Raw genomic sequence first — 20,315 nt, forward strand, 5'->3', positions numbered from 1 at the left:
CCACCGTCCCGAGCGCCACCCCTCAGAGAGCGTCACCTCTCAGAGAGCCGTCCGCTCCACCGGAATCCACAGCTCCGCATCCGCCCGCGTCCCGTCGTCCGACAGACGCGTCCGCAGGATCTCCGGACCCGGCCTGCTCTGGTACGGGTTCGACGGGAACCACTGGGTGAACACGTCCCGCCACAGGTACTGGAGCGTCTGCGGGAACGGTCCCGCGCTCTCGAACACGGCCCAGCTCCCGGCCTCGACCGGGAGCGCGTCCATGTCGTCGGGCACGTCCGCGCCGCTCACCACCCCGTGGTAGTAGTCGAGTTCGGTCCCCTCGGCCCGGCTCTCGTCGAGGTTGTCGCTCACCGAGATGATCCCCTCCGGCTCCTGGTCCGAGAGGCTCTCGATGCGCCGGATCGTCTCCTGTCCGATCCCGCGGATGAACTCGGCGATGTCCGGGTTCATGCCCTCGTGCACGAGCGGGACCCGCGCCTTCCTGCCGACGACACGGAACGCGTCCTTCTCCACGACCTTGTACTTCATGCTGCTACTCCCTTCGACGATGAGGCGGAAGGACATCCGGGGCTGGGACCGCAGCGTCGCGCCGCCCCGCCTGGCCTCACCGGGGCCGACCCCGTGCATGCCACGGAACGCCCGCGCGAACGCCTCGCCGGACGAGTAGCCGTAGCGCACGGCGATCTCCAGCAGCGTCCGCTCCCCGGCCAGCACCTCCGCGCCCGCGACGGTCAGCCGCCTGCGCCGGATGTACTCCGACAGCGGCAGCCCCGCCAGCGCGGAGAACAGCCGCCGGAAGTGGTACTCCGACGTCGCCGTGGTCCGCGCCAGGGCGGCCACGTCGATCTGCTGGTCGAGGTGGGCCTCGATGTGGTCCATGGCCTGGTTCACGCGCTCAAGCACCCCGGCCTCCTTCCCTTTCGTTCACCGACGTTAGGAAGAACCCACCCTGCCCGACCCGACATCCTGTGCCCGGTTCGGTCGGGCTCGCGCGACGGCTCGCGCGTCAGTTTCAAGTCGGCATGGGTGGGTACCCGGCAGCCGTACCGTAAGACTGTTCGGCCCGGTTGGAACCGGTCGAAGCGACGGTCTTGGGCGGGCCACCAAGGACGAGGGGCGAGCAGCGGCATCCCTGTCAGCGGGCGTGACAAGGCCCCCTAGGGGTCGACACCCTTCCGCACGCTGGACGCGGCCCGCACACAGCCCGGATCTGCCCGGAACTGCCTGGACTTGCCGCCAACGGGTGCGGAAGCAGCCCGATCGGCAGGCCCGCATGACCACCACCGACCGCGAGACAGACATCGCGCACGCCCTCCTGGATCTCGCGAACCGACCCGCGGACTTCGATCCGCTGGAGCTGCTGCACGACCTGACGGCCCGAATCGTCGCCCTGCTGCCGGTGCAGTGCGCCGGCATCACCGTGATGGACCGCGACAGCACCGGGCCCGCGTACGTCACCGCCTCCGACGAGCGTTGCCTGGCCCTCGAAGAGGAGCAGTGCGCGCTGAACGAAGGCCCCTGCATCGACACGGCCCGACACCAACAGCCGCTGCCGGTGACCTCCTTGACCGAACCACCGGGATCCACCCGGTGGCCGCGCTTCGCCCCCCTCGCCCGCGAGGCCGGGATCACGGCGGTCGCCTCCGTGCTCCTGCGACTGCCACACTCACCCCTGGGCGCCCTGAACCTGCTGATGGCCGGACCGCCCCACCTCAGCAGCCAGGACCTGCGCCTGGCCCAGTCACTGGCCGACGCCACCAGCACGGCCCTCGCCGTCCGACAGCAGATGGCCGACGGGAACCAGGTGCTCGACCAGTTGCAGACCGCACTGGACAACCGGCTGATCATCGAGCAGGCCAAGGGTGTGCTCTCCGTCCACCTCGGCGTCGGCATGGACGAGGCGTTCCGGCAGCTTCGCGCCTACGCCCGCGCCAGGCGGCAGAAGCTGTCCGTGCTGTCGGCCCGGGTCGCCCGGGGCGACCTGCCCGCCGACCTGATCACGGCCACGACATGAACCCGCGCCCGATACGGCGCCCTCCGTGTTCCTGCCCCTCCCGACCGGAGCCGGGGGGTATCTGCGATGGACCGCGGTCACGCTGAACTCAACGACCACCTGGACGGTCTGCGCCAGGCAGCCCGGACCGGCAGCGACCTCTCCGCCGCATCGGCGGCCGACACCGCCCGCCTGCTGCGCCTCGACGCCCTGACCCTGAGCCTGCGCTCCGCACACGGCGCGCTGGAACTCCTCTGGGCCGACCCCGCCGATCCCCTCGGCACGGCCCTGGAAGACCTCCAGTACACCCTCGGCGAAGGCCCCACCCTGGACGCCGCAAGGACCGGCCGCACCATCGTCGAGATAGACCTGAACGCCGTACCCGCCGACCAATGGCCACTGTTCGCCCCCGGCGCCCACGAGCTGTCGGCCCGTGCCGTCATCGCCGTCCCCCTGCTCCTGGGCGTCGTCACCGCGGGCGTCCTGACCGGCTACCGCACCGCCCCCGGGTCCTTCCCCGCCCTCCAGCGCCAGGATCTCTCCCGGTTCGCCCGCGTCGCCATGGACCTGCTGCTGCACACCCCGCTCCAGTCCCTGGCCACCGGATCCCACGGCAGGGACCTGCACCGGGCGGCGGTGCACCAGGCCGCGGGCATGCTCACCGTCCACCTCGGCACAGGCATCGACGCGGCCCTGCTGCGCCTGCGCGCCCACGCCTGGGAGCAGGGCCTGCCCCTGCTCGACGTCGCCCACGCCGTCATCGACGGGCGCCTCCGCCTCGCCCCCGACTGACCCGCCCCACCCGGCACCGGCCGTCCGGCTACCGCCCTCTGGGCGGCAGCCCCGCCGCCACCCGTGCCGCGTCCGCGTACGCGGCGACGTCCACCGGGCCCGGTGCCGGGCGGAAGGTGTCCGGGACGTCCGACTCCTCCTCGGCCGCGCAGACGGCGCACAGGCCGTGCCGCCGGACCAGGGGATCCTCGTCCCCCGTGGTCTCGCAGAACAGGCAGACCATCACGCGCCGCAGCACGGTCTCGCGGCCGTGGGCCTCGCTGATCTCGGGTGGCATCTTGTCCTCCAGGCGTCGTTTCGCGATACCGGCCGGGTTGTGGAGCGGTTCCGGGAGCCCGGCGGTCAGGGCGTGGTTCAGGTGGGCCACCGTCGCGCCACGCGCGAGCCAGGCGGCGGCGAGCGGTTCGAGGCGGGCACAGTCCGCCGCCGAGAGGGTCAAGCGGGGTTCGGTACGCCCGAGTTCGGCGAGGGCGCGGTACGCGGCGGTGGGCGGGGGCGAGTCCTCCCCGCCGTCGCCTTCGCAATCGCCCTCGCCTCGGTTTTCGCCTTCGCCGTACAGGTCGTCCAGCATCACGCCCCGCACGCTGCGGCAGAACTCCCACCACCAGGCGGCTGTACGGGGCGTGCGCGACCAGTAGGTCCGAGTCACCCAGCGGCATGCGCCGTCGCGGACGACCTGCTCCTTGATGCGGCGCAGATAACCGGCGTGCGACAGGGCCTTCAGCGCGCTGCGGATCGCGGCCTGCCCGTAGCCCGCGATGTGCCGGGCGAGCGTCTTGTGGTCCATCGCCGCGCCTTCGGGCAGCCGGTCGATGAACCCGGCGATCGCCGCTTCACGCTTGGGCAGAAGTTCGAAGTCAGCGCGGTGGGCCCGCTCTTGCTCCGGGGCCAGGCGTTTCCCGTACCCCGGGTTGGCCATGGGGTGTGCGGGCGAGGGCTGGGTAGAGCTAGGCTCAAGGGACACCATCAGATCGCTCCACGATCTCGTTGGGTAGACCCCGGACCCGGTGTTCGCAGCACCGACCGGGGTCGTTTGACGTTTGTCGTCGCGAACCTAGAGCACATCGACGCTCGGTCGCAACCTGATCACAAACTGTCATCTCCCCTGGTGCGTGCGGGAGTTGCCCCGCCTCCAACAGGGCGGGAGGGTGGGTTCAAGTCTTCCCACCATTCCTTGCAAAAGAGAGCTCGGGGCTCGGAGCTCGCAGCTCGGCCCAGACCGTCTTGCCAATCAGGCGCTCCACGACGCCCCACGTCGCGTCGGTCGCTTCGACGAGACGCAGCCCCCGGCCCGACTCCGCCTCCGGGTCCGGCGGGCGCAGCTCCGGGACGCGATCGCCCCTCGCGTCCGACACCTCGATACGCAGCGTGCGCGTCGGCTGCTCGTAGGCGAGGCGGAGTTCGAAGTCCCTTCCGGGTACGTGGCCGTGCGTGACGGCGTTCGCCGCGAGCTCCGCGGTGATGTGCGCCGCCGCGTCGGAGAGGTCGCTGCCGTGGGGGAATCCCCAGACGTCCAGCTGGTACGTGGTCAGACGGCGGGCGAGGCGGGCGCCTCTGCGGGTGGGGCTGAGCCGCTGCGCGAAGTGCATTTGGGGGGTGGAGATTTGGGATTCCATGTCACTGAGCGTGGTCGTTGCGCTCTACGCTGACCAGGTACGACGCCGCGACGGAGCGTAGCTGTATGAGCGCGAGCAGTTGGGCGTATGAGACGTCGGCCGTAACCACGCAAGGGCGGTACGGGGTATGACGAACGCAGATCACGAGGAAAGGCCGGAACGCCCCTCGGAGGCGGACGGTACGGCGCATCTCTTTCGGGCACTGGGCAAACAGCTCAAAGTGCTGCGCGAAAGGGCGGGGCTGAGCCAGAGGGAGTTTGGGGCAGCCATGCACTGCGGCGAGGCGCTGATCTCTGCCATGGAGAGGGGGGTTCGGACTCCGCAACCCGAGTTCCTCTTGCGTGCCGATGAGTTTCTCAACGCGGGCGGAGTACTACGGGTAGCCATCAATGATGTACGGGAGGCCCAGGCGAAGGCTCGGACACGGCACCCGGATTGGTTCCGGGACTACGCACGGGTTGAAGCGGAGGCACGCGCGCTCAACGACTACAGCAATCAGGCTGTACCAGGGCTACTTCAGTCCGAGCCGTACGCGCGAGCGGTGTTCTCCCAGCGTCGACCACTGCTCGACGAGGAGACCATCGAGAAGCGGGTGATTGACCGGCTTGCCCGCCAGCAGATCTTCGAACGCTGGCCCGCGCCAACCTTCAGCTTTGTACTGGAGGAGGTTGTTCTACAGCGGCCTGTCGGTGGACGGGATGTCCACAAAGGCCAGTTGCAGCTCCTTCTGCGCATCGGCAGTATGCGGACTGTAGAGCTACAGGTAATGCCGACCGACCGCCAGGAGCATCCCAGCCTGGACGGTTCGTTCATCCTGCTGACTCCCAAAGGGCGCAACCAGGTGGCCTACACGGAGATCTACGGCCACTCCCGATTGATCACCGATCCAGAAGAAGTCCGCGTCTTCGCCGATCGCCATGGGATCATCCGGGCGCAGGCACACTCGCCCCGCGACTCACTGTCTCTGATCGAGAAGATGCTGGGGGAACGATGAAGACCACGGAACTCGACTGGTTCAAGAGCAGTCACAGCAGCGGCGAAGGCGGCGCATGCCTCGAAGTCGCGTACACCTGGCGCAAGTCCAGCCACAGCAGTGGCGGGGGCGGCGAATGCCTCGAAGTCTCCCCTTGCCCCCACGCCATCCACGTACGCGACTCCAAGAACCCCGAGGGCCCCCACCTCAAGGTGACGCCCTCCACCTGGACCGCCTTCGTCGCGCAGACGACACGCGTAGAAAGCTGACGCGGCCTTCGCTGTTGACGGCTAAAGTGCCTTGCCCCCCCATAGCGCCACCACCACCTCCCCCCACGACTGCATCCCGAACTCTCGAACTCCCGTACGCCAGTACGTGGTTCCACCGAAAGGGAACGCCAGCCGTGAACCACCCGCGCCTCAGACCCGCAGCCGTCGCCTCCGCAGCCGCAGTAGTCATCGCCCTCGGATTAACCGGCACCGCACAGGCCGCCACGCCCGCCACCCCGGCCGGCTCGGCCCAGCGAATAGGGGACGACCCGGACCAGCCCGACAACCCCCTGTACGACGCACCCGAGGGCTTCTACGTCAGCTCCGGGCGTGAGTCCGTCTCCCTCTCCTGGGGCTCGCTCTCCGCCGCCACCCGCTACGAGGTGTACCGGGCCGAGGCCGAGGGGACGGAACCGGACGAGGTCGGCCCGTACTCGCTGCTCGCGACCGTGCCCACGAGTACGTACGTCGACAGCGACGGCGACGCGGACGTGTCGTACGCGTACAAGATCCGCGCCTTGGACGACGCGGGGCACGTGTCCCCGTACACCGAGCCGATCCGTGGCACCCGGGACACCGTCGCGCCCTTCGCCCCGCGTGACCTCACCCTCGCGCGCGAGGACGCGCGCGGTGTGACGTTGACGTGGCGCACGGGCGATTCGGACGCCGTGAAGTACGTGCTGTACCGCTCTGAGTCACCCAACTCACGTCGCGTGAAGGTGGGTTCGACGACGTCGCTGACCTACCGGGACACCAAGGGCGACCCGGGCCTCATGTACTCGTACGACGTGGTGGGCGTCGACGCCGTCGGGAACGAGTCGCGTCCTTCGAACCTCGTGAACGGCACCAAGACCGTCACCGACTCGACCGCGCCCAAGGCCCCTGCCCTCGGCAACGCCCAGCTCGTGGGCAAGCGGCTCAGCCTGTCGTGGACGCAGAGCCCGTATGTACCGGTCTCGTCCTACACCGTCTACCGCTCCAAGACCTCGCCGGTCGACATCACCGCCCCGGCCAACCGCGTGGCCACCACGACGCGCCCCGAGTACACCGCCACGGTGAGCGAGGACGAGGGCGAGCGGGACTACTACTACGCCGTCGTCGCCACGACACAGCACTCCGTCGACTCGGCCGCGTCCACGTCGGTCAAGCCGACGTACACGGCGCCGCGACCGCCGAGCGCCACGCAGTTCTACGAGGTCAAGCCGGGCGCGGGCAGCGTGCGGCTCAGCTGGTACATCCCGGCGTCCGGCAGCGGCGACCCGGCCGTGACCGGCTACCGCCTCTACCGCTCGACGCAGCCGGACGTCACCAAGGACAACGCCGAGTTCACCCACGCCACGAGCGACTCGGCTTACTTGGACAGTGGGCTGACGGGCGGCACGAAGTACTACTACCGCGTGGCCACGGTCGACGAGGACGGCCGGGAGTCCGCCCTCTCCCCCGAGGTATCGGCGACGCCGACGTCCTGACGGCCTGACGCCCTGACGGGCTGGGGCGCCCGGGGGGGGGAGTCGCCCTCCCGGCGCCCCTTCGCGGACGAGACTGCTAGCCCCGCGGCTCCCCGTACCAGCGCCACGAGGCGCGGCGGTCGTGGCCCGGGAGCTCGCCCCGGCCGGTGGCCCAGAGCAGGGTCGGCCAGGGTTCGTGGCCGGAGGGGACGTCGGGGAACAGGCGGTGGAGCACGCGGGCGCAGACGTCGGCGGGCGGGCTCCACGCCGAGTCCGGCCCCTTGCCAAGACCCAGGCCGTCGGCCAGGTCGTACGTGTGGACCAGGGTCTCCACGACCCCCATCGCGGCGAAGCCTTCCGGGTCGGAGATGCCGAAGCCGTGGTAGGCGCGGACCGTCTCCGGGGTCGTACGCACCATGGCGATCAGCAGGGCGCCGCTCGCCTCCAGGACCTGGAGCAGTCCGGCGGGACCGGCCGAGCGGTTGGCGTGGATGGCGTTGGAGGGGCCGCCGGGCCTGCGCGACTCCCAGACGAAGGGCACCTCGTCGTCCAAGGGCGGTTTGCGCGGGCCGAGTTGGGCCGCGTACGCGAAGAGGTCGTCGGCGAGATGCTCCACGGTCTCCCAGCAGTCCCACTCCAACGTCCCCGCGTTCGCGTCCCAGGCCTCCGGGGGCGCGTCGCGGAGGGCGGCGAGGGCGAGCTGGACGGCCCGGTCGAGATCGTCGGCGGTGACGGGACCAGGAGTGGCGGCATCTTGTTCGGCTTGTCGGCGCATGCGGGGCACGCTATCCGTGTGTCGGCGGCGGCGGAGGCCCCGGGCCCGGGTCATATCGGGGACGGGCCCGGCGGTTCCCGCAATCGGTGGGGCTCACGGGCGGCCGTCCCTGGGGAGCAGCCAGGCGGCGAGGGCCGTCGTCGCGCACAGGAGCAGGCCGACGGCGAGCAGGGCTTCCCGCATCCCGGTGACGGAGAATCCCGTACCGCCGTCCGCGGCGAGCAGTGCGCCGAAGAGGGCCACCGCCATCGCGCCGCCGGTCTGCCGGAGGGCGTTGAGCAGGCCGGAGGCCGTGCCGGCGCGGTGGGCGGGGACGGCGTCCATGAGGAGCGCGGTCAGCGCGGGGACGGCGAACGCGCCGCCCATGCCGGTCGGGACGAGCAGGACGAGGACCAGCCAGAGCGGGGTGTCGGCGGCGAGGGGCAGGAGTACGAACATGGCGAGGGCGAGGACGGCCTGGCCCGCCACGATGACCCGGCGGCGGCCGATGCGCTCGGCCATGCGGGGCGAGACGAGGTTCGTCGACGTGATGATGACGGCGAGGGGCACGAACATCAGGCCGGCGGCGATCGCGGACATCCCGCGCAACTGCTGGAAGTAGAGCCCGAGGAGGAAGACGATCCCGTAGAACCCCGCGTTGACGGCGAAGCCGATGGCGAGGGAGACGCTGACCTTGCGCTCACGCAGGAGCCCGAGCGGGACCATGGGCGCGGTGTGCCGCTTCTCGGCGGCGTAGAACCCGAAGCCCGCAGCGACGGCGAGGACGGCGGCGCCGAGCACAGGCGCGCTGCTCCACCCCAGATGGCCGCCTTCGATGACGGCGAACGCGAGCCCGGCGAGGGCGAGTACGGCGGTGGCCTGCCCGGCAAGGTCGAGGGGAGCGGGGCGGCGGGGGGAGGGAGAGGTCCGGGCAAGAAGCATGAGTATCACCGCCCCGATAGGCAGATTGAGCAGAAACACGGCCCGCCACCCGGCCACCTCGGTGAGCACGCCCCCGAGCACGGGCCCGGCAGCCATGGCCACGGACCCGCCGACCGTCCACAGCGCGATGGCACGGGCACGGCGCCGCGGATCGTCGTACGCCTGCCGGATCAGCGCGAGCGAGGCGGGCATGACGATGGCCGCGGCCCCGCCCTGCGCGACGCGGGCGGCGATGAGCGCCCCGATACCGGGCGCGAGAGCGCAAGCAAGCGAGGCGAGCGTGAAGAGCCCGACCCCCCAGGCGTAGGCCCGCCGCGCTCCCGCCCGGTCGGCGAGAGCACCCGCGGAGAGCATGAGCGCGGCAAACATCAACGTGTAGGAATCCACGACCCACTGGAGCCCGGCCATGCCGCCGTGGAGGGAGGTACGGATGGCGGGCAGCGCGATGTTCACGGCGGACACGTCAACGGTGATGACGGTGAAACCGAGGAGGGAGGCCAGGAGGGGGGCGAGGGTTGGGGTGGGGGGCGTGAGCAGGGGGGCGGCGACGGTACGCGGTGCGGTGGAAGGTATGACGGTTTGGGGCACGGAACCGACTCCTGAGTTTCGGGTGGTGGGCGGGAAAGGCTTGTTCGGCCAGGGACCGCTGCGGGGCAACCCCAGACTCCCCCCGCCCCCACCACCCCCGGCAGACCGCAACGTTCCTGGCCCTGACACGGCCCCCCACACCCACCCCCACCGGGGGACAATGGACGGATGGCGAAGGCAGCAGAGGGAACAGAACTGGGCAGATACCTGCGGGCAAGACGCGCGCAGATCAACCCCACCGACGCAGGCCTCCCCCTAGGAACGGGCCTGCGCCGCACCCCCGGCCTCCGCCGAGAGGAACTGGCCACCCTCGCCGGAGTAAGCGTCGACTACTACACCCGCCTGGAGCGGGGCCGCGAAACAAACCCCTCCACCTCGGTGATCGACGCCCTGGCCAGAGCCCTCCGCCTCAGCGGCGACGCCCACGAACGCCTCCACGACCTCGCGGAACTCGCCTCGGGCCGCCTCACGGAACCCCACCCCACCCCCGGCGACACGGTCCGCCCCAGCGTCCAGCGCATGCTGGAGAACCTGAGCCCCTTCCCCGCATACGTGGTCAGCCGCCACAGCTACATGCTGGCCGCGAACCCGGCGGGCCGCCGCCTGATGCCAGGCCTGTGGGACTGGCCCGCCGAACAGCGCAACGTCACGCGGTACGTCTTCCTCCACCCCGTGGGCCGCGTGCTCTACCGCCCCTGGGAGGAGACCGTGGCCAAGTCCGTCGCGCATCTGCGCGCGGTCGGCGGCGTCGACGTGGACTCCCCTCAACTGGCCGCCCTGGTGGGCGAACTCCTCCTCAAGTCCCCCGACTTCGCCCGCCTCTGGGAGCGCTACGAAGTCAGGGAACGCGGCGGCGGCACCAAGTCCTTCGACCACCCGAAGGTGGGCCCGATGACGCTCACGTACGAGGTGATGAAGCTGGCGAGGACGGACGGCCAGCGCCTGGTGGCCTACCAGGCCGAGCCCGGCAGCCCGGACGAGGAAGCGATGCTGCGCCTGGACCCGTCGTCCCGCGCAACGCCCCACTGACGACTCAGCCACCTCACTGACTACTCACCCACCTCACTCCTCCTCGTCCACCCCGCACGAACTCCCGTCCTTCGGCATCTCCCCGTACAACAGGAACCCGTCCACCTTGTCCCGCACGCACTTGGACCCGGCGTAACCGGTGTGCCCGTCCCCCTTGTTGTCCAGGACGACGGCCGCCGACCCGAGCCGCTCGGCGGTCTCCTCGGTCCAGCGGTACGGCGTGGCCGGGTCGCCCCGGGTGCCGACGAGCAGGAAATCGGGGCTCTTCACGTCACGTACGTCGTCACGGATGTAGTCCGTACCGGCGGGCCGCCCGAAGCAGAAGAGCACCGGCATCAGCATCGAACGCCCGAAGATCGCGGACGTCGACTCGAACTCCTCCTGAAGCTTGCCGACTTCCTTCTCTATGCTGTCCGCGTCGGGCCGGTCCGGGTCGTCCGCGCAGTTCACGGCCATGAGCGCGGCAGCCATGTTGTCGGCGGGAACATCCTCGGCGGCCCGCCCCCGCACACCACCCCCGGGAGCCTGCTGGGCCTGCTGGGCAAGTGACCCGCCCATCCGCAGCAGCGCCCTGGGATCCCCGTCCGCCAGCAGCGCGCCGAGCGCCTGCGAGAGCGCGGGCCACGACTGCCTGCTGTAGAGCGCCTGCCCCAGTACGTCCACGACGTCCTGCCCGGTGAACTCGGCGCCGTCCGAGGACTGGAGCGGATACGAGTCGAGCCCCTTGATCAGCTCGGCCATGCTGTCGCGCGCCGCACGCGAATCGGTACCGAGGACGCAACCCGCGTTGTGCGTGCACCAGGTGACGAAGTTGTCGAGGGCGGTCTGCCGCCCCTCCGCGCTCACCAGTGCCTGCTCGGCGACGTCCTCGGTGAGCGTGTCCACGCCGTCGAGGACCATCCGGCCGACGTTCTTCGGGAACTGGGCGGTGTACACGGCGCCGAGCCGCGTCCCGTAGGAGAAGCCCAGATAGTTCAGCTTCTTGTCGCCGAGCACCTGCCGCATGACGTCCATGTCGCGCGAGACGTTGACGGTCCCCACGTACGGAAGGACGGGACCCGACTTCTTCTTGCACTCCTCGTTGATCTTGCGCATCTCGTCGAGTACGGCGGCGGGGTCGTCGGAGTCGCCGCCCGCCTCGGGCTCCTGCGTACCGGCGTCCCCGCAGCTGACGGGCGAACTCTCGCCCACACCACGGGGGTCGAAGGAGACGACGTCGTACCCCTTGCCGAGATACTCGAACTCCTTCTGCGCGGCGAGCAGCCCGGACACCCCGGCGCCGCCGGGCCCCCCGAAGTTCAGCAGGAGCGAACCCCGGGGCTTGCCGCTGGACTTGATGCGGACCATGGCGACCTCGACCTTGCCGCGCCCCGGTTTCGCGTAGTCGAGGGGGACAGTGATCTTGCCGCACCGGATGTTCTTGTCCTTGGGGACGGCGGTGGCGTCGGACCCGGAGACGAGGCCCGCACCATCCCCTTCACAGGCGCCCCACTTGATCTTCTGCGAGTAGTACCGGGAAAGATCAGGCGACGACGGAGACGAGGGTGACGGCTCGGACGAGGGCTCGGATGAGGGCTCGGACGACGGCGACACCGCCGCGCTCACGCCCGGCAACCAGGCACCTGTCCCCATGACGGCCAGCGCGGTCACGCCGGCGAGTGCGACAGCTCTGCGCACGGCAACCTCCCAGGGTCTGCCCCTCGATCACCCTAAGCGCGGGGTGGCGACCCCGCCCGTCCAGGTGACAGCGAGTGACATCCGCTACCGTGCGTGTCCGTAAAGCCGCTCGATCTCCTCTCCGAAGTCCCGCTCGATGGCGTCCCGCTTCAGCTTCAGGGACGGGGTGAGGTGGCCGCTCTCCTCCGTGAAGTCCACGGGAAGCACGGCGAACCGCCGGATGGACTCGGCCCGCGACACGAGCTTGTTCGCCTCGTCGACGGCGCGCTGCAAGGTCTCGCGCAGATCGGGGTCGTCCGCGAGACCGGGGCCGGTGTGCGCCTTCTTCTTCATGCGGCACCAGTGCGAGATGCCGTCCGCCTCCAGCGTGAGCAGGGCGGTGATGTAGGGCCGGTCGTCGCCGACCACCATGCACTGGCCGACCAGCGGGTGGGCGCGCAGCCAGTCCTCCAGCGGGGCTGGGGCGACGTTCTTGCCGCCGGTGGTGATGAGGATGTCCTTCTTGCGCCCGGTGATGGACAGGTACCCGTCGGCGTCGAGGGCGCCGATGTCCCCGGTCGCGAACCACTCCTCCCTCGCGGGCACGGCTCGCCGGGCCTGCCCGTCCCAGTAGCCGCCGAAGACCTGGCCTCCGGCGAGCAGCACCTCACCGTCGTCCGCGATCCGCACGCGCGTGCCGGGCAGCGGCCAGCCGACCGTGCCGAGGCGCGGCTTCAGCGGCGGTGTCACGGTGGCGGCGGCGGTGGTCTCGGTCAGCCCGTACCCCTCGAAGATCTCGATGCCCGCGCCCGCGTAGAACGCGGCGAGGCGGCGCCCGAGCGGTGAGCCGCCGCAGATCGCGTACCGCACCTTGCCGCCGAGTGCCGCGCGGATCCGCCGGTAGACCAGCGGGTCGTACAGCGCGCGGGCCAGCCGCAGCCCGAACCCCGGACCGGGACCCGTGCCGTGCTGGCGCGCCTCGACCGCCTCGCCGTAGCGGACGGCGATGCGGGCGGCGCGGTCGAAGGAGGAGGCGCGGCCCATCTTCTCGGCGGTGGCGCGTCCGGTGTTGAAGACCTTTTCGAGCACATACGGGATGGCGAGCAGGAAGGTGGGCCGGAAGCCGCCCAGATCCGCCAGCAGATCCTCGGTCTGGATGCTGGGCGCGTGCCCGAGCCGCACCCGCGCGCGCAGACAGCCGACGGCGACCATGCGCCCGAAGACGTGCGACAGGGGCAGGAAGAGCAGGGTGGAGGCGGGCGCCTTGCTGACGGACTTGAAGACGGGGTGGAGCAGTTCGATCGCGTTGTCGACCTCGGCGAAGAAGTTGCCGTGGGTCAGTACGCAGCCCTTGGGGCGCCCGGTGGTGCCGGAGGTGTAGATGAGCGTGGCCACGGATTCAGGCCCCAACTCACCCCGCCTTCCCTCCACTTCGGCATCGGAGACGTCCCCGCGCCGTCCCAGCTCGGCGAGCCGCCGCACGTCGCCCTTCTCGAAGGACCACAGGTGCTCCAGGTCGGGCATCCGGTCCCGCTCGGGCCCGAGCGACGCGGCGAGCGCGGCGGTCTCGACGGCGAGTGCGACGGCGCCGGAGTCCTGGAGTATCCACCGGGTCTGATAGGCGGAGGAGGTCGGATACACGGGCACGGTGACGAGCCCCGCGGCCCAGCCCGCGAAGTCGAGGAGCGTCCACTCGTACGTCGTACGCGCCATGATGGCGAGCCGGTCCCCCGGGGCAAGCCCTTCGGCGATCAGCCCCTTGGCAACGGCGAGAACTTCGGCCGCGAACTCGGCAGCGGACACGTCCCACCACCGCCCGTCCTCACCCTTCCGGGAGAGCACGGCTTCGGCAGGGGCCTCACGGGCATTGTCGAAGGGGATATCGGCGAGGGACCCACTGGTGACGGCAGCGGCGAACGGCGGCACGGCCACTTCGCGCACGGCGCCGTCGAGGTGACGCAGGTGGGGTTCGACGAGGGCGGGCTGGGGGGCGGCGGGGGTGGATGACGGTGACATGGGTGGCGGCTCCTTGTCAGGGGGGGGGAGAGTTCAGCCCGTCCGTCGATTGGGGGGGTCGGGGTGGGCGGGCTGCGGGTGGGGGGCTCGGGACTCAGGACTCGGGGAGGAGCGGACTCGGGGAGGGACGGGCCCGGGGAGGGACGGGCCCGGGGAGGGACGGGCCCGGGGAAAAGTACCCGCCCCACTCCCGCTGACGATCACCGCCCGCGGCTACGGCTGGTGGCTACCGCACGTGGTTACGGCTGACGGCTACCGCACGTGGTGAGCGCTCGTGGCTACGGCTGACGGTTACCGCTCGCGGCTACCGCACGCGGCTACGGCTGGTGGCTACCGCACGTGGCTACCACTCGCGACCACCGCACGCGGCTATCGCTCGTGGCTACCGCTGCCAGCGGTAGCCGCGTGCGGCCATCACTCGCGGCTACCACTCGCGACCACCACCCCCGGCTACCGCTCAAGGATCGCGGTGACCCCCTGACCACCCGCCGCGCAGATCGAGATCAACCCGCGCCCGGAACCGCCCCGTTCGGCCAGCAGCGTTGCCAGTGTGGCGACGATTCTTGCGCCGGTGGCGGCGAACGGGTGGCCCGTGGCGAGTGAGGAGCCGGCGACGTTGAGGCGGTCCCGGGGCACTACGCCCAGGCCCCGCTTCTCCCAGGCGGCGAGCGTGGCGAGGACCTGGGAGGCGAAGGCCTCATGGACCTCGACGAAGTCGAAGTCCGCGAGGCCGAGCCCGACCCGTTCCAGCATCCGCGGCACGGCGTAGGCGGGCGCCATGAGGAGCCCGTCCTCGCCACCCGCCACGTCACCCCCGACGAAGTCGACGGCGGCGGTCTCGTACGCGGTGAGATAGGCCAGCGGTTCGAGCCCACGCGCCCGCGCCCACTCCTCGCCGGCGAGCAGGGCCACGGCGGCGCCATCGGTAAGGGGGGTCGAATTCCCCGCGGTCATGGTGGGGTTGGGATCGGGGCCGGGATCGGGGTCGGCCCCCTTCACTCCGGTCACGCCGAAGACAGGCTTCAGCTTCGCCAGCTTCTCGACGCTCGACCCCGGCCGCAGATTCTGATCCCGGTCGAGCCCGCGGAAGGGCACGACCAGCCCGTCCAGGAACCCCCTGCCGTACGCGGCGGCGAGCCGCTGGTGGCTGGCCGCGGCGAGTTCGTCCTGCGCCTCGCGGGTGATGCCCCACGCCCTGGCGGTCACGGCGGCGTGCTCGCCCATCGAAAGCCCGGTGCGGGGCTCGGCGTTGCGGGGAATTTCGGGCACGAGGTGCGAGGGCCGTACGCGGGCGAGGGCCTTGACCCTGCCGCCGGCCGTCTTGGCGCGACGGGCCGCCAGGAGGATCTTCCGCAGGGAGTCGTTGACGCCGAGGGGCGCGTCGCTCGCGGTGTCGGCGCCGCCCGCGACCGCGGACTCCGTCTGCCCCAGGGTGATCTTGTTGGCGGCGGCGATGACGGCCTGCAGACCGGTGCCGCAGGCCTGCTGGATGTCGTACGCGGGCGTGGTCGGCGCGAGGCGTGAGCCGAGGACGGTCTCGCGGGCGAGATTGAAGTCCCGGCTGTGCTTGAGCACGGCGCCGGCGACGAATTCGCCGACGGCGCCGTCCCCGTCGAGCCCGTACCGCTCGACGAGCCCGTCCACGGCCGCGGTCAGCATCTCCTGGTTGGACGCGGTGGCGTACGGGCCGTCGGAGCGCGCGAAGGGGATGCGGCTGCCGCCGATGACCGCCACGCGGCGGGTGGTGGGCAGATTCATGTCTCGACCAGCTCCTGACCCTTGAGTAACCTTACTCTGAAGTAAATTTACGACCGAGCTGGGAGTTGGACAATGGCCGACCGCTATCTGAACTTCACGGGCACCGCACCCGGCCGCTTCCTCACTCGAAGGCTCGGCCTGCCGCAGCCGTCGGCGCTGCGCCGCTGGACACCGGAAAAGCCCTCCCTGGAGGGCGAGTTGCTGCATCTGACGGCAGGGGACTCCCTCCACGGCTCGTCATCCGTCCGACAACTCCTGACACGGACGAACCTCACGCTCGCCACGGACGCCTCCACCTCCCGCCCCGTGGCGGTGGTACTGGACGCGACGGGCATAAGCGACACTCCGGGCCTCGCCCAGGTGCACGCGGCCCTGCACCCCGTAGTGCGCTCGGTGGCGGAGAACGGCCGCGTGGTGGTCCTGGGCGCCCCGGTCTCGCCCTCCGACCACCACCAGGCCGCCGCCCAGCAGGCGTTGGAGGGCTTCGTACGCTCCCTGGGCAAGGAGCTGGGCAGGGGCCGCACGGCGACGCTGGTCCGCGTGCGCTCGGCGGGGGCGGCGGAGTCGACGCTGCGGTTCCTTCTCTCACCGAGGTCGGCGTATGTGAGCGGGCAGGTGATCGAGGTGGGGGAGGCGTCGGAGCCGGAGCAGCCGCCCGTGGACTGGGACCGCCCGCTGGCGGGGCGTACGGCTCTGGTGACGGGGGCGGCGCGGGGGATCGGCGAGGCGGTGGCTTCGGTGCTTGCGCGGGACGGGGCGCGGGTGGTCGTACTCGACGTGCCGTCCGCGCAGGGGGACTTGGTGCGGGTCGCGGACCGTATCGGCGGGACGGCGCTGCCGCTGGACATCACGGCGGACGACGCCGGGGAGCGCATCGCTTCGGCGCTCGCTCCCGGGGGCCTGGACATCCTCGTCCACAACGCGGGGATCACGCGGGACCGCAAGCTGGCCAACATGGCGGCGGACCGCTGGGATCCGGTCCTGGACGTGAACCTGACGAGCGTGCTGCGTACGACGGACGCGCTGCTGAAGTCGGGGACGTTGAACCGGGGTGGGCGGGTGGTGGCCACGGCTTCGATCGCCGGGATCGCGGGGAATGTCGGGCAGACGAACTATGCGGCCAGCAAGGCGGGGATCATCGGCCTGGTGCGGTCGTTGGCGCCGGGGGCGTTGGCGGAGTACGGGGTGACGGTGAACGCGGTGGCCCCCGGCTTCATCGAGACGAAGATGACGGCGGCGGTCCCTCTCTTCATCCGCGAGGCGGGACGCAGGATGAACTCCCTGGCGCAGGGGGGTCTGCCGGTGGACGTGGCCGAAACCACGGCGTGGCTCGCGGCGGGCGCCTCCGGCGGGGTGAACGGTCAGGTGATTCGGGTCTGCGGCCAAAGCCTCCTCGGGTCGTAGCCCTCGCCCGAACCGGCCCCCGCTTGCCCCGCATCCACCCCTGACCGAACAGACCTCTCCCACCCACCCACCCGATCACCCCGCATCCACCTCCACCCGAACAGACCTTTCCCACCCACCCACCCGATTGCCCCGCGGCGGCAGAGGGTTGGTTGTCCGTACGGGTGGGGTGGGGGTCTGCCGTCGCGGCGCTGCAGTCGGCGACGCTCGTGAGGGGACGTGCCGGTATTTCCGCCCGGAGCACGGTTCCCGGCGCTCCGGAACCGAAGCAGCCCCGCGGCCACCGGACGATGGCGAGGACGGACATACCGGCGCGGCACCGCCCCACAGACGCACCAGCACCGCAACACGCCCCACGCACCCGCAGAGACATGGCGAGCAGCCCCACGCGAGGACAGACACACCGGCCCAGCACCGCCCCACAGACGCACCCACACCGCAACACGCCCCACGCACCCACAGGGACATGGCGAGCAAACCCCACACGAGGCCAGACATACCGGCCCAGCACCGACGCACCCACACCGCAACACGCCCCCGCACCCGCAGAGACATGGCGGTACGTCCGCCCGAACCGAAGCAGCCCCACACGAGGGGCCCGGCACCGACGCACCCACACCGCACCCGCAGCCCCCGAAAGGAACCCCCATGCTCGCCCCCCTGCTCCTCCGCGGCGCGATCCTCTCCCCGCTGAAGCGGCCCCGCCCCGACGCCCCGCTCCCCCACGCCCGCCCCACCCTCACCAACGTCCGCCCCCGCCCCACCCACCTCGCCGCCTACTCCCGCCTCTGCGGCTACCGCACCCCCCAGCACACCCTCCCCCTCACCTACCCCCACGTCCTCAGCTTCCCCCTGGCCATGCGCCTCATGACCACCCGTGCCTTTCCGCTGCCGCTGCTCGGGCTCGTCCACACCTCCATCGGGATCACCCAGCATCGGGCCCTGACCACCACCGACGTCCTCGAACTCTCCGTCCACGCGGCTCACTTGCGCCCCCACCGCCGCGGCACCGAAGCCACCCTCGTCACGGAAGCCCGCGTCGACGGCACCCTCGTATGGACCTCCAGCAGCACCTACCTCGCCCGCCACCCCACCACCACCACCACCGGGACACCGGCCGGCCACCCCCACCAGAGCGACACCCCGCTCCCCGCCCAGGAAGAGTGGCCGCTCCCCCCAGACCTCGGCCGCCGCTACGGCGCCGTCTCAGGTGACCGCAACCCCATCCACCTGTACCCCCTCACCGCACGCGCCCTCGGCTTCCCCCGAGCCATCGCGCACGGCATGTGGACCGCGGCCCGCTGCCTCGCGGAGTACGGCACACCCACGGAAGCCACCCACGTACACATCGACTTCAAGTCGCCCGTGCTGCTCCCCAGCACCGTCACCTACGCCGCCGACGGCCCGTCCTTCGAACTCCGCAGCGCCACCAACGCCGCCAACCCCACCACCACCCACCTCCGCGGAACCATCCGCTAAGGCTTCCACCTGCGCCCCTCCATCAACTCCCCCAGCCCCGCCCACGCAAAGTTCATCAACGTCGCCGCAGCCTCCTTCGCCGACACCGACGTATCCCCGTTCGCCCAGCCGGCCAGCGACTCCGCCGCCCCCACCAACGCCTGCGCGAGGCCCGCCACTTCGCGCTCCGCCAGCTCCGGATTCCGGTGGGCCTCGCGGGCCGCCTCCGCGATCAAGTACGTCACGAAGGCCACGACCTCCTCGCGCATCACGGCGACCTCGGCGGCGAACGGCTCCCCCTGCGTACGCGCCTGGTTGTGCAGGACCACCCACGCGTCGGGCCGCTCCGCGGTATGCGTGAAGAAGGCCCGCAGCCCGGCCCACAGCTGCCGGTCGGCGGGGCCACCCTCGCTCACCCCGCCCCGCACCGCCGCGACCAGCGCCGCCGCCTCCCGCCGGATGCACGCGGTGAACAGGTCTTCCTTGGAGTTCAGGTAGAGGTACACCAGCGGCTTCGAGACCCCCGCGACCTCCGCGATCTCATCCATGGAGGCCGCCCGATACCCCCGCTGCCCGAAGATCCGCACGGCCGCGTCCAGCATCTGCTGCTCCCGCACGGCCCGCGGCATCCGCTTCTGCCGCTTCCCCGCCGCACCTTCGGCCTTCACGTCGCCCACCCCGGCCGCCCACCTTCCACACAACCCACGCACAGAAAGGACCAGCCTACGGTCAGGCCCTCCCCGGCGGACCTCAGCTCTCCGTCACGCCGGACGCGGGCGGATCGTCGAGCATGAAGCCGTCGTCGACGACGGCATAGGCCAGCGCGGACAGCGGCGTCGCGTCGGTGTGGGCGTGGGCGCGCAGCAGGGCGAGGGCCTGGCCCGTGGTGAGGGAGTGGCGGTAGCTGATCATGCCGATGGCCTGGTGGACCACCGCGTCGGCCGGCAGCAGCCACGCGTGGACGAGGTCGTCCTCGCTCGGCACGGGCGCTGCGAGCAGCAGGAGATCGGCGGCGTCGGCATGGTCCTGCGCGGTGCGCAGGTCGGCATCGGAAATCGGGCCGGGGCGGTGGCGGTAAAGGGTGAGGACGAACCCGGCCTGCTGCGCGGGGTCGGAGCCGTTCAGGACGGGCAGGGCGAAGGCCGCCCGGATGTGGTGCTCCTTGGCCTGCTTGGCGTAGATGGGCCAGTGGCGCGTGGCGACGGGGTCGTCGAGGTCCTCGACGAGGACCTGAGCCCGCTCCCCCAGGGCCTGTACGCACGGCCCCTCACCGAGGCTGATCTGCAACTCCTCGCCCTTGGGCGCCAGCGGTCCCGCCGCGCACAGGGAGACCCGCTGCGCCAGGGCGGCGTCGACCGCGAGTGCGATTCCCACCGAGTACGACCTGCGCAGGGCCATCCGGCACGCCTCACCGATGCGCAGCCCCGGCTGGCCCTGGCCCGCGTAGCGTGCGGCGAGGGCCACCGCTTCCGGCCTGGGGCCGGTCACCGAAGGCTCGAAGCAGAGAGGGAAGCGGAGGCGGAGGCGGAAGAAGAGGAAGCGGGCAGGCGAGCCCTCTTGCGGCGTGCGGTCATCGTGTTGCGGTGCGCGGTCATCGTGGCGTCCGAACTCCGGCA

18 protein-coding genes are annotated in these 20,315 nt (G+C 71.2%); 8 read left to right on the forward strand and 10 right to left on the reverse strand.

Annotation, left to right across the window (positions count from 1 at the left end; translation table 11 throughout):
- Positions 1-39: 39 nt before the first annotated feature.
- Positions 40-906, reverse strand: a complete 867-nt coding sequence (locus ACFUPX_RS37635) for a GyrI-like domain-containing protein (RefSeq protein WP_383333030.1) — start codon at positions 904-906, stop codon at positions 40-42.
- 370 nt (positions 907-1,276) lie between these two features.
- On the opposite strand from ACFUPX_RS37635, the gene ACFUPX_RS37640 reads away from it, so the two are divergent.
- Positions 1,277-2,017 (forward strand): ANTAR domain-containing protein, encoded by a 741-nt coding sequence (locus ACFUPX_RS37640; RefSeq protein ID WP_383333032.1) that lies wholly within the window; start codon positions 1,277-1,279, stop codon positions 2,015-2,017.
- 66 nt (positions 2,018-2,083) lie between these two features.
- Complete coding sequence (locus ACFUPX_RS37645) at positions 2,084-2,788, forward strand: GAF and ANTAR domain-containing protein (protein ID WP_383333034.1); 705 nt, start codon at positions 2,084-2,086, stop codon at positions 2,786-2,788.
- A gap of 28 nt (positions 2,789-2,816) precedes the next feature.
- Here the strand turns inward: ACFUPX_RS37645 and ACFUPX_RS37650 are convergent, their stop codons facing one another.
- Together ACFUPX_RS37650 and ACFUPX_RS37655 are read right to left on the reverse strand one after the other, a co-directional pair.
- The gene (locus tag ACFUPX_RS37650) at positions 2,817-3,707 is read right to left on the reverse strand and encodes a hypothetical protein (RefSeq protein WP_383333036.1); all 891 of its coding nucleotides are present in this window, start codon (positions 3,705-3,707) and stop codon (positions 2,817-2,819) included.
- Positions 3,708-3,942: 235 nt separating this feature from the next.
- The gene (locus tag ACFUPX_RS37655; RefSeq protein ID WP_383333038.1) at positions 3,943-4,404 is read right to left on the reverse strand and encodes an ATP-binding protein; all 462 of its coding nucleotides are present in this window, start codon (positions 4,402-4,404) and stop codon (positions 3,943-3,945) included.
- 127 nt (positions 4,405-4,531) lie between these two features.
- On the opposite strand from ACFUPX_RS37655, the gene ACFUPX_RS37660 reads away from it, so the two are divergent.
- The 3 genes from ACFUPX_RS37660 to ACFUPX_RS37670 all read left to right on the forward strand — a co-directional run bounded on the left by ACFUPX_RS37660 (position 4,532) and on the right by ACFUPX_RS37670 (position 7,115).
- The gene (locus tag ACFUPX_RS37660; RefSeq protein WP_383333040.1) at positions 4,532-5,398 is read left to right on the forward strand and encodes a helix-turn-helix domain-containing protein; all 867 of its coding nucleotides are present in this window, start codon (positions 4,532-4,534) and stop codon (positions 5,396-5,398) included.
- Positions 5,395-5,646 (forward strand): DUF397 domain-containing protein, encoded by a 252-nt coding sequence (locus ACFUPX_RS37665; RefSeq protein ID WP_383333042.1) that lies wholly within the window; start codon positions 5,395-5,397, stop codon positions 5,644-5,646. Before ACFUPX_RS37660 ends, ACFUPX_RS37665 begins: the two co-directional genes overlap by 4 nt.
- 134 nt (positions 5,647-5,780) lie before the next feature.
- Positions 5,781-7,115 carry a fibronectin type III domain-containing protein gene (locus ACFUPX_RS37670; RefSeq protein WP_383333043.1) on the forward strand — a complete coding sequence of 445 codons (1,335 nt, stop codon included), beginning with the start codon at positions 5,781-5,783 and terminating at the stop codon, positions 7,113-7,115.
- Between the two features lie 76 nt (positions 7,116-7,191).
- Here the strand turns inward: ACFUPX_RS37670 and ACFUPX_RS37675 are convergent, their stop codons facing one another.
- Both ACFUPX_RS37675 and ACFUPX_RS37680 read right to left on the reverse strand, forming a co-directional pair.
- Positions 7,192-7,869: a DinB family protein gene (locus tag ACFUPX_RS37675; protein WP_383333044.1), complete on the reverse strand. Its 678-nt coding sequence runs from the start codon at positions 7,867-7,869 to the stop codon at positions 7,192-7,194.
- A gap of 93 nt (positions 7,870-7,962) precedes the next feature.
- Complete coding sequence (locus ACFUPX_RS37680; RefSeq protein WP_383333046.1) at positions 7,963-9,378, reverse strand: MFS transporter; 1,416 nt, start codon at positions 9,376-9,378, stop codon at positions 7,963-7,965.
- Positions 9,379-9,546: 168 nt separating this feature from the next.
- Between ACFUPX_RS37680 and ACFUPX_RS37685 the strand changes: the two genes are divergently transcribed.
- Entirely contained in the window at positions 9,547-10,407 is an 861-nt protein-coding gene (locus tag ACFUPX_RS37685; RefSeq protein ID WP_383333048.1) for a helix-turn-helix transcriptional regulator, read from the forward strand.
- A 33-nt stretch (positions 10,408-10,440) separates the two neighbouring features.
- On the opposite strand, the gene ACFUPX_RS37690 is transcribed toward ACFUPX_RS37685, so the two are convergent.
- The 3 genes from ACFUPX_RS37690 to ACFUPX_RS37700 all read right to left on the reverse strand — a co-directional run bounded on the left by ACFUPX_RS37690 (position 10,441) and on the right by ACFUPX_RS37700 (position 15,837).
- Entirely contained in the window at positions 10,441-12,084 is a 1,644-nt protein-coding gene (locus tag ACFUPX_RS37690; protein WP_383333050.1) for an alpha/beta hydrolase, read from the reverse strand.
- Positions 12,085-12,168: 84 nt separating this feature from the next.
- Positions 12,169-14,079 (reverse strand): AMP-dependent synthetase/ligase, encoded by a 1,911-nt coding sequence (locus ACFUPX_RS37695; RefSeq protein WP_383333051.1) that lies wholly within the window; start codon positions 14,077-14,079, stop codon positions 12,169-12,171.
- Between the two features lie 450 nt (positions 14,080-14,529).
- Positions 14,530-15,837: an acetyl-CoA C-acetyltransferase gene (locus ACFUPX_RS37700; RefSeq protein WP_383333053.1), complete on the reverse strand. Its 1,308-nt coding sequence runs from the start codon at positions 15,835-15,837 to the stop codon at positions 14,530-14,532.
- Positions 15,838-15,909: 72 nt separating this feature from the next.
- On the opposite strand from ACFUPX_RS37700, the gene ACFUPX_RS37705 reads away from it, so the two are divergent.
- Complete coding sequence (locus ACFUPX_RS37705) at positions 15,910-17,241, forward strand: 3-oxoacyl-ACP reductase (RefSeq protein WP_383333055.1); 1,332 nt, start codon at positions 15,910-15,912, stop codon at positions 17,239-17,241.
- 648 nt (positions 17,242-17,889) lie between these two features.
- Positions 17,890-18,720 carry a MaoC family dehydratase gene (locus ACFUPX_RS37710; RefSeq protein WP_383333057.1) on the forward strand — a complete coding sequence of 277 codons (831 nt, stop codon included), beginning with the start codon at positions 17,890-17,892 and terminating at the stop codon, positions 18,718-18,720.
- Here the strand turns inward: ACFUPX_RS37710 and ACFUPX_RS37715 are convergent.
- Together ACFUPX_RS37715 and ACFUPX_RS37720 are read right to left on the reverse strand one after the other, a co-directional pair.
- Positions 18,717-19,328 (reverse strand): TetR/AcrR family transcriptional regulator, encoded by a 612-nt coding sequence (locus tag ACFUPX_RS37715; protein ID WP_383333099.1) that lies wholly within the window; start codon positions 19,326-19,328, stop codon positions 18,717-18,719. The two genes, ACFUPX_RS37710 and ACFUPX_RS37715, sit on opposite strands and share 4 nt — an antisense overlap.
- Positions 19,329-19,449: 121 nt before the next feature.
- Complete coding sequence (locus ACFUPX_RS37720) at positions 19,450-20,163, reverse strand: GAF and ANTAR domain-containing protein (RefSeq protein WP_383333059.1); 714 nt, start codon at positions 20,161-20,163, stop codon at positions 19,450-19,452.
- Positions 20,164-20,315 lie beyond the last annotated feature (152 nt).

The sequence above is a fragment of the Streptomyces sp. NPDC057302 genome (assembly GCF_042667685.1).
GTDB lineage: Bacteria > Actinomycetota > Actinomycetes > Streptomycetales > Streptomycetaceae > Streptomyces.